This window comes from Microbacterium sp. LWH7-1.2 (assembly GCF_038397755.1).
GTDB lineage: Bacteria > Actinomycetota > Actinomycetes > Actinomycetales > Microbacteriaceae > Microbacterium.
Map to the genome: position 1 here is coordinate 171150 of NZ_CP151637.1, position 14086 is coordinate 185235.

The following is a 14086-nucleotide window of genomic DNA, read 5'->3' on the forward strand; positions in this document are numbered from 1 at the left end:
TCGAGGGGGATGTGCGGCATGACGACATCGAGAACGGCCCTGCTGATCGCCGACATCGGCGGCTACACCGAGTACATGGGATCGCACCGCCTGACGCTCGCACACGCCGAGGTGAACACCGCCAGGATGCTCGAGAGCATCGTGCACGCCGCCCGCGGCTTCGACCTCGTCGAGATCGAGGGCGATGGCGCCTTCCTCTCACGCAGGACGGGGTCACGCGATCCCGACACGACGCTGGCCGACATCCTGCAGGTCGCCGTCGCGATGCACCGCGCGTTCCATCTCGAGCGCGAGTACATCGTCCAGAACCTCTGCCCGTGCGGAGGATGCCGCCAGGCCCGCGACCTGAAGCTGAAGTTCGTGGCGCACGTGGGCGATGTCGCGACGCAGAGCATCAGCGGCAGATCCAAGCTCGTGGGGATCGACGTGATCCTGGTGCACCGGCTGCTCAAGAACTCCGTCGAGGTCCCCGAGTACGTCCTGCTCACCGAGGACCTGTACCGGCCCGACACGCCGTCCCTTCCCGACACCGTCGGCGAGATCACCCCGGACCTCGAGGGGATCGGCAGCGTCCGGGCGTACTTCGTCGACGTGGCCGACCTCGACCGCGTCGGTATCGAGGCGCCCAAGCCCTCTCTGCGCACCCGCCTCGGGAGCACGTTCTCGGCGGTCGGCCGGGGGCTGCCGTACATGGTCGGCGTGAAGAAGCCTCGCCGCGCCCGGTAGCGAGGACGACGAGGACGACGGATGCTGCGGGCCGCAGCATCCGTGAATCTCCGACGTCAGTCCCAGACGAGGCCGCAGTCGCGGCAGCCGAACTCGAGGTGGTCGACCCAGCCGTCGTCGAGGTGGCCTCGACGCTCCCACTCGATCCGGAACCACCGCGGTTCGGCCGCCCGCACATCGAGCGACCCGCACCAGGGGCAGACTTCGGCGACGACGTTCCGTGCCATGGCCGCCACGGTACGCCGGGGTCGCGGCGATCCAGGGTGCGACGCGCGGCGCCGTCCGGGTCAGCCCGTGTTCTGCAGACCCGCGGCCACGCCCGACACCGACAGCAGGAGCAGGCGCTGCAGTTCGGGGTCGACCGGCGCGCCCTCCGGGGCCTCGCGCAGCGCCCGGAGCGCGCGCAGCTGGAGCAGCGAGAGCGCGTCGACGTAGGGGCTGCGCATCTTGACGGCACGCTGCAGGACCGGCTTGTTGCCGAGCAGCTCGGTGCCCCCGGTGATGCGGATCACCCAGTCGCGCGTGAGGCGCATCTCGTCGCGCACGAGGCCCGCGAGGTCGTCGCGGTCGCCGAGCTCGAGGTAGTGCAGCGCGATGCGGTCGTCGGTCTTGGCGAGGCTCATGGCGACGTTGTCGATGAGCGTGCGGAAGAGCGGCCAGTCCTGGTAGGCCTGCTGCAGCAGCGGCTCGTCGCCGACGGCGTCGAGCGCTGTGCCCAGACCGAACCAGCCGGCAAGGTTGATGCGCGCCTGCGTCCACGCGAACACCCACGGGATGGCGCGGAGGTCTTCGAGGGACTCGACCGACAGCCCGCGGCGCGCCGGGCGGGAGCCGAGGGCGAGCAGGCCGATCTCCTCCATCGGCGTCACGCGCGCGAACCAGGGCGCGAAGCCAGGAGCCTTGACGAGCGAGAAGAAGCGCTCGCGGGACGCCGCGTCCATCGTCGCCGCGATGCCCGCGTACCTCTCCGCCGCGGCACGGTTGCGCTCCTCGTTCGAGGGCGACGAGGCCAGCAGGATCGCCGCGGCGACCTGGTCGATGTGCCGCATCGCGATGGCGGGGTCGCCGTAGCGGGCGAAGATGACCTCGCCCTGCTCGGTCAGCTTGAACCGGCCGTCGACCGAGTGCGGAGGCTGCGCCATGATCGCGGAGTTCGCCGGCCCGCCGCCGCGGCCGAGGGCGCCGCCGCGGCCGTGGAACAGGGTGAGCTCGATGCCGTTCTCGTCGGCCCAGGCCGCGATCTTCGCCTGTGCCTCGTACAGCGCGAGGTTGGCGGCGACGGGGCCGACGTCCTTCGACGAGTCCGAGTAGCCGAGCATGACCTCGAGGCGCCGGCCGGTGGCCTCCAGGCGTGCGGCGAACGCGGGGTGCTCGACGATCTCGGCGAGGATGCGGGGCGCGGCCTGCAGGTCGGCGAACGTCTCGAACAGAGGGATCACGTCGAGCACCGGCGGCGTGCCGTCGGGCCCGACGGCGAACGCTGCGAGCTTGTGCACGTTCGCGAGGTCCTCGGCGGACTGCGTGAACGACACGATGTACCGGCCGGCGGCGCGGGGGCCGTAGCGCTCCTGCAGGAACCCGACGGTGCGCACGACGTCGAGCACCTCTTCGGCGAGCTCGCTGCGCGGCGCGCCCGACTCGAGCTCGGCGAGCACCTTGGCGTGCACGGCCGAGTGCTGGCGCACCTCCAGCTCGGTGAGGTGGAACCCGTACGTCTCGACCTGCCACAGCAGCTGCTGCAGGTGCCCATAGGCCTGACGCGGCGCCCCCGCCTGGACGAGCGAGTCCTGCACGACGCGGAGGTCGGCGAGCAGGTGCTCGGGGTCGCGGTAGGCGAGGTCGGCGTTGCGGGCGCGGGTCGCCTCGATCTTGCGGGCGATCAGCAGCAGGATGCGCCGGTGAGGCTCGTCGGGGGAGCGCTTGGCGATGTCCCTCGCGGCGTCCTCATCGGCGGCCTTGAGGCGACGCCACAGGGCGAGCAGCGCGTCGCTCGGCGGCGTGGTCGAGGCGTCCAGCGTCATGGTGCGGCCGATGCGGCTGGTGGTGCGCTCCAGGCCGATGAGCACATGCTCGCTCGCGATCGCGGAGGCCTTGCGGGTGACGGATGCCGTCACGAACGGGTTTCCGTCACGGTCGCCGCCGACCCACGAGCCGACGCGCACGAACGGGCGCACGACAGGAGCGCGGCCGCCGGCGGCCGGACCCTGCAGGGCGTCGTCGACGCGGCGGTACACGTGGGGGACGGCGGTGTAGAGCGTGTCGTCGAACACGGCCATCACCGCGCGCACCTCGTCGGTGGGCGCGGGCTTCTCGGGCCGCAGCGGCGCGGTGCGCCAGAGGGTGTCGATCTCCTCGAGCATGCGGCGCTCGGCGCGGCGCTCGTCGGCGCCGCCGCGGAGCGAGGCGTCGTGCTCCGCCAGCAGCGTGGCCAGCCGACGGATGCTGGTCGACACCGCGCGGCGTCGGGCCTCGGTCGGGTGGGCGGTGAACACGGGGTGGAACCGCATGCTCTGCAGGCGCTCGAGCGCCGTGTCGTCGCCGACCTCGGCGGCCAGGCGCACGAAGGCGGCGGCGACAGAGTCGGTCGCCTGCTCGCGGTCGGGGCGCCCGTCGCGCTCGCGGAGCACGCGCACGCGCTGGTGCTCCTCGGCCAGGTTCACGAGGTGGAAGTACGCGGTGAACGCCCGGGCGACCTCGTCGGCGCGGGCGATGGTGAACGAGTCGGCGATCGCGGTGGCGCGCGCGAAGGCCTCCGGCGTCTCATCGGTGTACGCCTGGATCGTGGCGGTGCGCAGCCGCTCGACATCCTCGTAGAGTCCGGGCGATCCGCTCTCCCTGAGCACCTGACCGAGGAGCGTTCCCAGCATGCGGACGTCGCCGCGCATCTGCTCGGGGATCGCCTGCTCCGCCTCGTACCGCCCGACGAGGTCGATCGCTTCGGTGTGGGTGAGTTCACGCATCTCTCCAGGCTAACGGCGCGGCGTTTCCCCGAAGTGACGGTGGACGCTGTGTGACGATCGACCCCCGGGAGTGTCGGGGCGCCGCTCGCTACACTGACCGTGGAGCGCCGGGAAGTCTGGTCGGCACGTCCTCGTCGACCCGCGATTCGCTCCCGGAGGCCAGATGTCGCTTCTCCGCTCCGCCCGCTTCCCCGCGATCATCCTGCTCCTCGCGGCGGCACTCGGACTCTTCGTCGCCAACTCGGCGTGGGGTCCCGCGGTGGACGACGCCATGCACGCGTATCTCGGCATCCCGGGCGTGTTCGAGCTCAGCCTGTCGCACTGGGTGAAGGACGGCCTGCTGGCGGTCTTCTTCTTCGTCGTCGCCGTCGAACTGCAGTACGAGCTCACGAGCGGCCAGCTCAACTCGGCGCGCAAGGCTCTGCAGCCCGCGATCGCCGCGGCCGGCGGCGTTCTGATCCCGATCGCCGTCTACGTCGCGGTGGCGTGGGGATCGGACGCGACCGCGGGGTGGCCGATCCCGACCGCGACCGACATCGCCTTCGCGCTCGGCGTGCTCGCGGTCTTCGGTCGCGGGCTCCCGTCCGCCCTCCGGGTGTTCCTGCTCGCGCTCGCGATCCTCGACGACATCGTCGGCATCGTGTTCATCGCGGTGCTCTTCACGAGCGGCGTGAACTTCGCGGCGCTGGCCGGGGCGGCGCTCGCCGTCGTCGCCTTCGGCATTCTGAGCCGGCAGCTCGACACGCGGGCCCGCGTGCCGGTCGCGGTCGTGCTCGTCGTGCTCGCGATCACGACGTGGGTGCTCGTGTACCTGTCGGGCGTCCACGCGACGATCGCGGGCGTCGTGCTCGGGCTCGCGATGGCGCAGCGGCCCGCACTGCGCGTGAGGCACGAACTGGAACCGTGGGTCAACGTCGTCGTGCTCCCGGTCTTCGCCTTCTCGGCCGCGCTGGTGCAGATCCCGTCCGTGCCGCTGTCGGACCTGTCACCGGCGTTCTGGGGTGTGCTCGTGGCGCTCCCGGTGGGCAAGGTCGTGGGCATCTCGCTGTTCGGGTGGATCTCGCTGCGCGTCGGGCGCCGGGTAAGCGCGCCGCCGCTCGCGTTCGCCGACCTGCTGGCAGCCGGCGCCCTGGGCGGCATCGGGTTCACGGTGTCGCTGCTGCTGTCGGAACTCGCGTTCTCCGACGCCGCGGCGCTGCGCGACCAGGCGACGCTCGGCGTGCTCGCGGGTTCGGTGATTTCGCTCCTCCTGGCCGGAGGGCTCGTATCGTGGCGGGCATGGCACTATCGACGCCGGGCGGCGACCGCATCCGTGACGACGTGACCGAGCCCCGCTCGCCGGGCGCGCCCGACCCGCTGCGTGAAGCGGCCGACGTCATGCGCGCGGTGCGCGACCGCTGCGTCTGGACGCAGCAGATCGACCACCGCGCCCTCGTCCCGTACCTCGTGGAGGAGAGCGCCGAGCTCATCGATGCCGTCGAGGACGGCTCGCGCGACGAGCTGCGCGAAGAGCTCGGCGACCTGCTGTGGCAGGTGCTCTTCCATTCCGAGATCGCCTCTCGCGACGAGGACGCCCCCTTCGACATCGACGACGTCGCCCGTGGGCTCACCGACAAGATGGTGCGGCGGCATCCCCACGTCTTCGGCGACGCCGTGGCGACGACTCCGGAGGAGGTGCTCGTCCACTGGAACGCCGCGAAGGCCGCCGAGAAGCACCAGCGCCGCTCCGTCCTCGACGGCGTGAGCGAACGGATGCCGAGCCTCGCGCTCGCTCAGAAGCTCCTGTCGAAGTCGTCCCAGGTATGGCCTGAACCCGCGAGAGCACAGCCGGTGGACGAGAGTGGGGGTGGTTCCCTACCTCTCGGCGACCAGCTGCACTCTCGCGGAACCGCGACCGGGGAGCCGGCGACGGAGGCCGAGCTCGGCGACGCGATCCTCGGGCTCGTCGCGACCGCCCGGGCCCACGGGTGGGATGCGGAGCGCGCGCTGCGCGAGCGCCTGCGCGGGCTCGAGCGCGAGATCCGCGCGGCCGAGGGCACCCCGGAGGACCTGGAAGGATAGGTGCGTGGCATCCGTCAACCCGCCGCGCGGCATGCGCGACTTCCTCCCCGCTGAAAAGGCCCGTCGCGAATCCGTGCTCGCCGTGATCCGCGAGCGCTACCGCGCCCACGGGTTCGACGAGATCGAGACGCCGGTCATGGAGGAGTACTCGCGGCTGCACGCGGGCATCGGCGGCGACAACGAGAAGCTCGCCTACAACGTGCTCAAACGCGGCCTCGACGCCGACGCGATCCGGGGTGCCGCCGACGACCCGGCCGGTCTCACCGATCTCGGCCTGCGCTACGACCTGACCGTGCCGCTCGCGCGGTTCTATGCCACCAACCGCGGACAGCTGCCCTCGGTGTTCCGCTCGATCCAGATCGCCCCTGTCTGGCGCGCCGAGCGCCCGCAGAAGGGCCGGTACCGCCAGTTCGTGCAGTGCGACATCGACATCATCGGCGACGCGTCCGCGCGCGCCGAGGCCGAGCTCGCGGTCGCCACGCTCGACACGCTCGACGCGCTCGGGCTCGAGGGCGGCAGCATCCGCATCAACGACCGGCGCGTCCTCGACTGGATGCTCGACAGCTTCGGCTTCACCGCCGACGAGCGCCCGGGCGTCCTGATCACGATCGACAAGCTCGACAAGCTCGGCCCCGACGGGGTCGTCGCCGAGCTGCGCGAGCGGGGCGCGACGACGGCGGCCGTGGACGCGTTCGAGGCCTTCCTGCGCCGTCCCACGACGCTCGAGTACAACCCGTACGGCGAGCGGCAGATCCGCAAGGCGCTGCCCGAGGGGGCGCCGGACGAGATCATCGCACACCTGGCGGGCGTCGGCTCGGCCGTGGCGGCGGCCCGCGCGACGGGGATCGAAGGCGACATCCCGCTGGTGTTCGACCCGTTCCTGGTGCGTGGCATGGGCTACTACACCGGCACGATCTTCGAGCTCGCCCACCCCTCCGTCGACTACTCGCTGGGCGGCGGCGGCCGCTACGACGGCATGATCGGCCGCTTCCTCGGCCAGGACGTGCCCGCCGTCGGGTTCTCGATCGGCTTCGAGCGCATCGTCGACCTGGTAGCGGAGCGGACGGATGCTGCGGCCCCGGCCGTCGTCCTCGTCCACGACCGCGACGTGTCAGAGGGTGAGCTCCTCGCTCTGAAGGCCGCGCTGGTGCGTCAGGGTTCGCGCGTGCGTCTGGAGCAGCGGACCAAGAACCTCAAAGCGCTTCTCGAGCGCGCGGCATCCGACGGCTACACGGCCTTCGCGACGGTCGCCGCCGGTGCGACCGCCGACGCCCTCGAGGTCAAGCCCCTCGGCTGAGCCGGCGCAGCCGGAGCGCCCGATACGCGACTCCGACGGCGACCACCGCCACGCCGGCCATGACGGACTGCCACGGCAGTGTCACCGCGAGGACGAGGCATCCGATGCCGCCGATCACCTGGAGCGCGATCGGATACCGGCGCGCGTCGCCGCGCTGGCGGAATGCCGCGACATTGGCGACGAAGTAGTACAGCAGCACGCCGAACGACGAGAAGCCGATCGCGCCGCGGAGGTCGACGAGCGCCACGAGCAGAACGACGACCACGGCTGCGGCGAGCTCCGCGCGGTGCGGCACGTGCCAGCGCGGGTGCACGGCGTCGAAGAAGCGGGGCAGGTCGCCCTCTCGCGACATCGCGAAGGTGGTGCGGCTCACCCCGGCGATCAGCGCGAGCAGCGCGCCGAGCGAGGCCGCAGCGGCGCCGATGCGCACCACGATCTCGATCCACGCCCAGCCGGACTGCGCGGCCGCATCGGCGACGGGCTCGGTCGATGACGCGACGGCGTCGGGGCCGAGGGCGCTCAACACCGCGACCGCGACGAGGGCGTAGACCGCCAGCGCGATGGCGAACGCGATCACGATCGCGTGGGGGATCACGCGGCCTGGGTCGCGCACCTCCTCGCCCATCGTCGCGATGCGCGCGTACCCGGCGAATGCGAAGAACAGCAGCCCGGCGGACTGCAGGATCCCGTAGCCGCCGCCCGCCCAGAGCGCCTCGGCCGTGAACCAGTCCGGCGCCTGACCGGCCGAGAAGGCGGCCGTGATGGCCGCGGCGAGCGCGCCGAGCGAGATCACCACGATCACCCGCGCGGCACCGGCGGTCCGGGTGACTCCGAACCAGTTGACAGCGGTCAGCGTCACGACGGCCGCGATCGCGACCGGACGTTCCCAGCCCGCGGGGGCCGCATATGCGGCGAACGTGAGTGCCATCGCCGCGCAGCTCGCGATCTTGCCGATGATGAATCCCCAGCCCGCGACGAACCCCCACCACGGGCCGAGCTCCGCGCGTCCGTATGCGTACGTTCCGCCCGACGTCGGGTGCGCGGCGGCCAGCTGCGCCGACGAGGTCGCGTTGCCGAACGCCACGACGGCGGCGATCGCGAGGCCGATGAGAAGACCGGTGCCCGCGGCATCCGCCGCCGGCGCCCACACGGCGAAGACGCCCGCGCCGACCATCGACCCGAGTCCGATGAACACGGCGTCGCCGAGTCCGAGACGACGCTGGAGCGCGGGGGAGGTCACGGGCGAACTCTAACCTGCGGGGGAGGACGGGCGGTTCGGGCTTCCCGCGCGGCGCCCGCGCCCGCGAAGATGGGCGCATGACGCTGCAGATCCACACCGTGCTCGCGCCGATGGGCCCGGCCACCGCGCTCGAACTCACCGACGAGCAGGTCGCCCAGCTCGGCGGAGGCAAGCGTGCCGCCGTCGTCGTCGGGATCGGAGGGCGCAGCGCGCGAGTGCGCCTCGGCGTGATGGGCGGCCGCAACCTCATCGGTCTGTCGAAGGCGGTGCGTGCTGAGCTCGGCGTCGAGATCGGCGACGAGGTCGACGCGACGATCGACCTCGACACCGCGGAACGCGACGTGGAGGTGCCCGCCGACCTGGCCGCAGCGCTGGATGCCGCAGGCGCGCGCGCCGCGTTCGACGCGCTGACCTTCACGCGCCGCAAGGAGCTCGCGCGCGGGGTCACGGAGGCCAAGCGCCCCGATACCCGCGAGCGCCGCGTCGCCGCCGCGGTGGACGAGGTCTCCGTCCCGTGATCTCACGAGCCCCGCACCGGCGCCCTCTCGGTGGTGGCGTGCCACCCTTTGGCGAGTCGCCAGGAAACGCGATTCCCGCGGGCGATCGTGGCGACTCGCTGCGATCCACCCGCATGAACGACCGGCTCTGGTGAGTCCCTGGGTCGACGCGTCTGCGGGGGCACCCTTTGGCGAGTCGCCAGGAAACGCGATTCCCGCGGGCGATCGTGGCGACTCGCCAATAAGCGCCCGGGGGGCCACGCGGGTCCCCCGCACCCGGCTGGTCACCCCGACGACCGGGCGCGTTCATCCCGATGGGGTGGCATGGACGCATGACGTCGGCGCGGGAGGTGTTCACGCGGTCTGCGGTCGTCGCCACGGCGGGGATCGCGCTGGGCGCGGGAATGGTCCTCGTGGGCGGACGCGCCGTGCTGAAACGTCAGGCCGCGGTGGCCCGGCGGCGCATCGGCAAGCCGCTCGGCGAGGAGGCGCTCGACGCCGACCGGGTGTGGGCCCGACGCTTCGACGGACCGCCGATCGAGTTCGTCGTGCTCGGCGACTCGATCGCGGCCGGGCTCGGGGCGCAGCGCCGCAAGGACACGCTCGGCGGCCGCCTGGCGAAGGGACTCGCGCGCGCCGAGCGCCGGCCGGTGCGCCTGCGGACGGCCGCGATCGTGGGCTCGGAGTCGTCGGTGCTCGCGGCGCAGGTCGACGCACTGCCCGCCGACTACCGCCCCGACGTCGCCGTGATCGTCGTCGGCGGCAACGACATCACCCACCGCGTGCCGGTGTCGACGTCGATCGCACACCTCGAGGAGGCGATCGTGCGCCTGCGTGCGCGCGGCGCCGTGGTCGTCGTGGGCACCTGCCCCGATCTCGGCGCGCTGCGCCCGGTTCCGCAGCCGCTGCGCGCCCTCGGCTCACGCCTGTCGCGGCAGCTCGCCGACGCGCAGGCTGCCGCCGCCGCCCGCACCGGTGCTCGCTCCGTGTCGCTCGGCCGGGCGGTCGGGCCGTTCTTCGTCACCGAGCCCGACGAGATGTTCAGCCTCGACCGGTTCCACCCCAGCGCGCTGGGATACCGCCGCACCGCCGAGGCACTGCTGCCCCCGCTCCTCGCCGAGCTCGCCGCCGCCAGGGAGGACGCGGTCAGCCCGCGCTGACCGAGGCGGCCCATTCCGCCACGCGCGCGGCGCTCTCCTCGTCCGACAGGTCCTCGACCCGCGTCATGATCGACCACCGCACCCCGAACGGATCGCGCACGCTCGCGTAGCGGTCGCCCGACACGAAGGTCGAGGGCTCCTCCCGCACAGTCGCTCCCGCGGCCACCGCCCGGGCAGTCACCGCGTCGGCGTCGGGCACGTAGAGGCCGATCGAATAGCAGTCGTCGTCGCCCTCCGGCGCGGGGACGAGCCCGTACGCGGGGGAGGGCTCGCCGATCTGGAGGATGCCGAGGCCGAAGTCGAGCCCCGCGTGCACGACGAGCCCGTCGAACTCGGTGACATCGGTCACGCGCGCGCCGAACACGTCGCGGTAGAAGTCGAGCGCCTCCTTCGCCCCGCGGATCGCGAGGAACGGGGTGAGGCTGGTCGCGCTGTGCGGGCGGCCCAAGGTGGTGTGCGCACCGGTCACGCCGGTCGGGTTCTGTGTGCTCATGCCCCCATGCTCACGCGGGACGGATGCCGCGGTCTTGGAGATTCGCGACAGCTCGGGTCCCGGGGTGTCGGAGCGGCGCACTACCGTGACGACGTGACCGATCCGACGCGCGGCGTGCTGTACCCGCGGCGCCTGCCCCGCTTCACGCGGATCGCACCCGCGGGCGCAGCATCCGCTCTGGTGGAGTGGTTCTGGATCCCGCAGTGGGACCTTCCGGGCGGCGTCGTCTCGCGCCAGCCCGTCCTCGGCTACCCAGCCGCGAACCTCGCGGTCGAGCCGGACGGCGTCACGCTGTGGGGCGCGACGACGCGGGCGTCGGAGCGCGAGCTGCGAGGTAGCGGCTGGGCCGTGGGTGCACTGCTCAAGCCGGCCGCGTACACCCGCCTGCACGACGCGCCGAGCGACATCGTCGACACGCACATCGCCCTCGACGAGCCCGGACTGCAGCAGTCGGTCTCGGCGGCGATGCCCGACCTGGAGCTGGCGGTCGCCACTGTCTCGGGGTGGCTCGTGGAGCGCGTCGGCCCGCCCACGTCGGACGCGCGACTCGCGAACGCGATGTCGGATCTGCTGATGAGCGACCCGGCGATCCTCCGGCTCGATGACGCAGCCGAGCGGCTGCGGGTATCGGTGCGGACGCTGCAACGTCTCGCGCACCGCACGGTCGGTATCCCTCCGGCCGCCATCATCCGACGCCGTCGCCTGCAGGAGGCCGCGCAGCGCGTGCGGGAGGATCCGGAGGCCCCGCTCGCCGACATCGCGGTGGAGCTCGGCTATGCGGATCAGGCGCACCTCGCGAACGACTTCCGCGCGGTGCTCGGGCTCACTGCGACCCACTACCGCGCCGACCTGTGACCGGGCGGCTACGCGCTGTTCGCCGCAGCCGCGGTCACCCGCTTCTTCTCACGCACATACACCTCGCGGCGCACGCGGGCGACGACCTCGCCCGACGCATCCGTGATGTCGGTCTCGAACCACTCGAGCACCTTCGCGCCGCCGCGCGCCCGTTCGCGCAGCTCCGCCGCCTGCTCGCGCGACACCGCGAAGTGCGCCGTGAGCACGCCGCGCCCCGGTTTCAGGAACTCGATCTCGCCGCGGGTGTCCCAGACGACGTAGTCACGGCCGAGCTGGTGCATCACGAGCATGAAGAAGTACGGGTCCGTCATCGCCGACATCGAGCCGCCGAACGCCGTCTTCACGTAGTTGCGGGTGAAGACGTTGACGTGCAGCTCGACGGTGGCGCTGGTCCAGTCGTCGGCGAACCTGCGCACGCGGATCCCGCTGAAGAGGTTCGGCATCCACAGGCTCATGCCGACGGCGAGGCGTCGAGGGGTCACGCGCATGCGCCTCAGCATGGCCGATGCCCGGGATGCCGGCGTATTCGGTTGGCGGATTTCGACAACAACGAGCGCTTCGTGGTGACCGTCGACGACGCACGCACCGGCGCAGCGCTCCTCGAGGCGCTCGTCGAGCGGGCCTCCGCGAGGGCTTGACGCCCGGCGGGCGGCCGGATTTGCTGAGGGCATGGCGGATCCCACCCCCGAGACCTGGCGTCGCGTCGACGCGTACCTCACCCAGCTGCTGGTCGGACACGATCCAGGCCTCGACCAGGCGGTCGCCGATCAGAACGACGCGGGGCTCCCCGCCATCGAGGTGGCGCCGGTCAACGGCAAGCTGCTGCACCTGATCGCCCGCATGTCGGGGGCGAGGCGGGTCCTCGAGATCGGCACCCTCGGCGCGTACTCGACGATCTGGCTGGCGCGCGGCATCCCCGCCGGCGGTCAGGTGGTGACGATCGAGGCCGAGCCGCTCAATGCCGAGATCGCCCGAGCCAACCTCGATCGCGCGGGCGTCGGCGACAAGGTCGAGATCCGGCTCGGTCGTGCCGCCGACGTGCTGCCGACGCTCGAAGGCGACGCCCCGTTCGATCTGGTCTTCATCGACGCCGACAAAGAGTCGAACACGATCTACCTCGACTGGGCTGCGCGGCTCGGCCGGCCCGGCACGGTGGTCATGGTCGACAACACGGTCCGTGGCGGAGAGGTCGCGAACCCCGCGACCGAGAATCCCCAGATCATCGGTGTGCAGCGCGGCCTCGAGATGCTCGGACGCGACCCGCGCTTCGACGCGACGGCGATCCAGACGCTCGACGCGAAGGGTTACGACGGGATCGCGATCGCGCTCGTCGTATGACGCGAGCCTGTGGTCCCGGCATCCGTCATCACTAGACTCGTGGGCGGACCGACGACGCTCCGACGATTCACGCTCCACAAGCAAGGAGAAACCCCTGTGGCACAGATCGAGGCTGTAGGCGCGCGCGAGATTCTCGACTCGCGCGGAAACCCGACCGTCGAGGTGGAGGTGCTGCTCGACGACGGGATCGTCCAGCGCGCGGCCGTCCCCTCCGGCGCGTCGACCGGCGCCTTCGAGGCGTACGAGCTGCGCGACGGCGACAAGAGCCGCTACGGCGGCAAGGGCGTGCTCAAGGCGGTCGCGGCCGTCATCGACGAGCTCGGCCCCGCGATCGAGGGCGTCGAGGCGAGCGAGCAGCGCCTCGTCGACGAGATCCTCATCGCCACCGACGGCACCGAGAACAAGTCGCGCACCGGCGCGAACGCCATCCTCGGCGTCTCGCTCGCGGTCGCCAAGGCCGCCGCCGACTCGGCGGACCTGCCGCTGTTCCGCTACCTGGGCGGCCCGAACGCGCACGTCCTTCCCGTGCCGCTGTTCAACGTCATCAACGGCGGTGAGCACGCCGACAACGGCATCGACTTCCAGGAGTTCTTCCTCGCTCCGATCGGCGCCGACACGTACGCCGAATCGCTGCGCTGGGGCACCGAGGTCTACCACGTCCTCAAGGGCGAGCTCAAGACCGCCGGGTTCGCGACCGGTCTCGGCGACGAGGGCGGCTTCGCGCCCGACCTGCCCAGCAACCGCGAAGGCCTCGACTTCCTGATCCAGGCGATCGAGAAGGCGGGCTTCACCCCCGGCACGGACATCGCCGTCGGCCTCGACGTCGCCGCGACCGAGTTCTTCAAGGACGGCGTGTACACGGTCGAGGGCAAGCCGTGGTCGGCCGAGCAGCTGACCGACTACTTCGCAGATCTCGTCGAGAACTACCCGATCGTCACGATCGAGGACGCCCTCGCCGAGGACGACTGGGACGCCTGGAAGGCCCTGACCGACAAGATCGGCAAGAAGGTGCAGCTGGTGGGCGACGACCTGTTCGTCACGAACCCGGAGCGCCTGCAGCGGGGCATCGACCTCGGGGTCGGCAACGCGCTCCTGGTCAAGGTGAACCAGATCGGCACGCTGTCCGAGACGCTCGACGCGATCGCGCTGGCCACCCAGAACGGCTACCGCTCGATGCTGTCGCACCGTTCGGGCGAGACCGAGGACACCACGATCGCCGACCTCGCGGTCGCGGTCAACGCGGGTCAGATCAAGACCGGCGCGCCCGCCCGCAGCGAGCGCGTCGCGAAATACAATCAGCTTCTGCGCATCGAAGAGGAGCTCGGCGAGGCCGCGGTGTTCGCGGGTCGCGGAGCGTTCCCCCGATTCAAGGGCTGATGCGCTGACAGCGTTCTGAAACGAGGGGAGGGAGCCGTGGTCAAGACGACGGCTCCCTCTTCTCGTACCCCGGGCAACGCCC

General features: G+C 71.8%; 14 protein-coding genes. 9 read left to right on the plus strand and 5 right to left on the minus strand.

Features of this window, described 5'->3' with window-relative positions; translation table 11 throughout:
* Window positions 1-18 precede the first annotated feature (18 nt).
* A complete protein-coding gene (locus MRBLWH7_RS00765; protein WP_341998227.1) occupies window positions 19-726 on the plus strand; it encodes a DUF2652 domain-containing protein in 708 nt (235 codons plus the stop codon).
* Window positions 727-782: 56 nt separating this feature from the next.
* On the opposite strand, the gene MRBLWH7_RS00770 is transcribed toward MRBLWH7_RS00765, so the two are convergent.
* Both MRBLWH7_RS00770 and MRBLWH7_RS00775 read right to left on the minus strand, forming a co-directional pair.
* Window positions 783-953 (minus strand): hypothetical protein, encoded by a 171-nt coding sequence (locus MRBLWH7_RS00770; protein WP_341998230.1) that lies wholly within the window; start codon window positions 951-953, stop codon window positions 783-785.
* A 60-nt stretch (window positions 954-1013) separates the two neighbouring features.
* A complete protein-coding gene (locus MRBLWH7_RS00775) occupies window positions 1014-3686 on the minus strand; it encodes a phosphoenolpyruvate carboxylase (RefSeq protein ID WP_341998232.1) in 2673 nt (890 codons plus the stop codon).
* A 163-nt stretch (window positions 3687-3849) separates the two neighbouring features.
* Between MRBLWH7_RS00775 and nhaA the strand changes: the two genes are divergently transcribed.
* The 3 genes from nhaA to hisS are packed head-to-tail and all read left to right on the plus strand — an operon-like array spanning window position 3850 to window position 7044.
* Window positions 3850-5010, plus strand: coding sequence for a Na+/H+ antiporter NhaA (nhaA, locus tag MRBLWH7_RS00780; protein WP_341998237.1), 1161 nt, complete (start codon window positions 3850-3852; stop codon window positions 5008-5010).
* On the plus strand, window positions 4965-5747 hold the full coding sequence (locus tag MRBLWH7_RS00785; protein ID WP_341998239.1) for a MazG family protein: 783 nt from the start codon (window positions 4965-4967) through the stop codon (window positions 5745-5747). The genes nhaA and MRBLWH7_RS00785 overlap by 46 nt, the downstream gene beginning before the upstream one ends.
* Before the next feature lie 31 nt (window positions 5748-5778).
* Complete coding sequence (gene hisS / locus MRBLWH7_RS00790) at window positions 5779-7044, plus strand: histidine--tRNA ligase (protein WP_342002177.1); 1266 nt, start codon at window positions 5779-5781, stop codon at window positions 7042-7044.
* Here hisS and MRBLWH7_RS00795 read toward each other — a convergent pair.
* Window positions 7028-8284 carry an APC family permease gene (locus MRBLWH7_RS00795; RefSeq protein ID WP_341998241.1) on the minus strand — a complete coding sequence of 419 codons (1257 nt, stop codon included), beginning with the start codon at window positions 8282-8284 and terminating at the stop codon, window positions 7028-7030. The two genes, hisS and MRBLWH7_RS00795, sit on opposite strands and share 17 nt — an antisense overlap.
* A gap of 77 nt (window positions 8285-8361) precedes the next feature.
* On the opposite strand from MRBLWH7_RS00795, the gene MRBLWH7_RS00800 reads away from it, so the two are divergent.
* Window positions 8362-8802 carry a YdeI/OmpD-associated family protein gene (locus MRBLWH7_RS00800; RefSeq protein ID WP_341998243.1) on the plus strand — a complete coding sequence of 147 codons (441 nt, stop codon included), beginning with the start codon at window positions 8362-8364 and terminating at the stop codon, window positions 8800-8802.
* Window positions 8803-9185: 383 nt separating this feature from the next.
* The gene (locus MRBLWH7_RS00805) at window positions 9186-9941 is read left to right on the plus strand and encodes an SGNH/GDSL hydrolase family protein (protein ID WP_342002179.1); all 756 of its coding nucleotides are present in this window, start codon (window positions 9186-9188) and stop codon (window positions 9939-9941) included.
* On the opposite strand, the gene MRBLWH7_RS00810 is transcribed toward MRBLWH7_RS00805, so the two are convergent.
* The gene (locus tag MRBLWH7_RS00810; protein WP_341998246.1) at window positions 9928-10434 is read right to left on the minus strand and encodes a VOC family protein; all 507 of its coding nucleotides are present in this window, start codon (window positions 10432-10434) and stop codon (window positions 9928-9930) included. The genes MRBLWH7_RS00805 and MRBLWH7_RS00810 overlap by 14 nt on opposite strands.
* A gap of 93 nt (window positions 10435-10527) precedes the next feature.
* Here MRBLWH7_RS00810 and MRBLWH7_RS00815 point away from each other — a divergent pair, with 93 nt between their 5' ends.
* Window positions 10528-11289: a helix-turn-helix domain-containing protein gene (locus MRBLWH7_RS00815; RefSeq protein WP_341998247.1), complete on the plus strand. Its 762-nt coding sequence runs from the start codon at window positions 10528-10530 to the stop codon at window positions 11287-11289.
* A gap of 8 nt (window positions 11290-11297) precedes the next feature.
* On the opposite strand, the gene MRBLWH7_RS00820 is transcribed toward MRBLWH7_RS00815, so the two are convergent.
* Window positions 11298-11777 (minus strand): DUF4442 domain-containing protein, encoded by a 480-nt coding sequence (locus MRBLWH7_RS00820; RefSeq protein WP_341998249.1) that lies wholly within the window; start codon window positions 11775-11777, stop codon window positions 11298-11300.
* Window positions 11778-11958: 181 nt separating this feature from the next.
* Between MRBLWH7_RS00820 and MRBLWH7_RS00825 the strand changes: the two genes are divergently transcribed.
* Together MRBLWH7_RS00825 and eno are read left to right on the plus strand one after the other, a co-directional pair.
* Complete coding sequence (locus MRBLWH7_RS00825) at window positions 11959-12627, plus strand: O-methyltransferase (RefSeq protein ID WP_341998252.1); 669 nt, start codon at window positions 11959-11961, stop codon at window positions 12625-12627.
* Window positions 12628-12723: 96 nt separating this feature from the next.
* The gene (gene eno / locus MRBLWH7_RS00830; protein ID WP_341998254.1) at window positions 12724-14004 is read left to right on the plus strand and encodes a phosphopyruvate hydratase; all 1281 of its coding nucleotides are present in this window, start codon (window positions 12724-12726) and stop codon (window positions 14002-14004) included.
* Window positions 14005-14086: the final 82 nt, after the last annotated feature.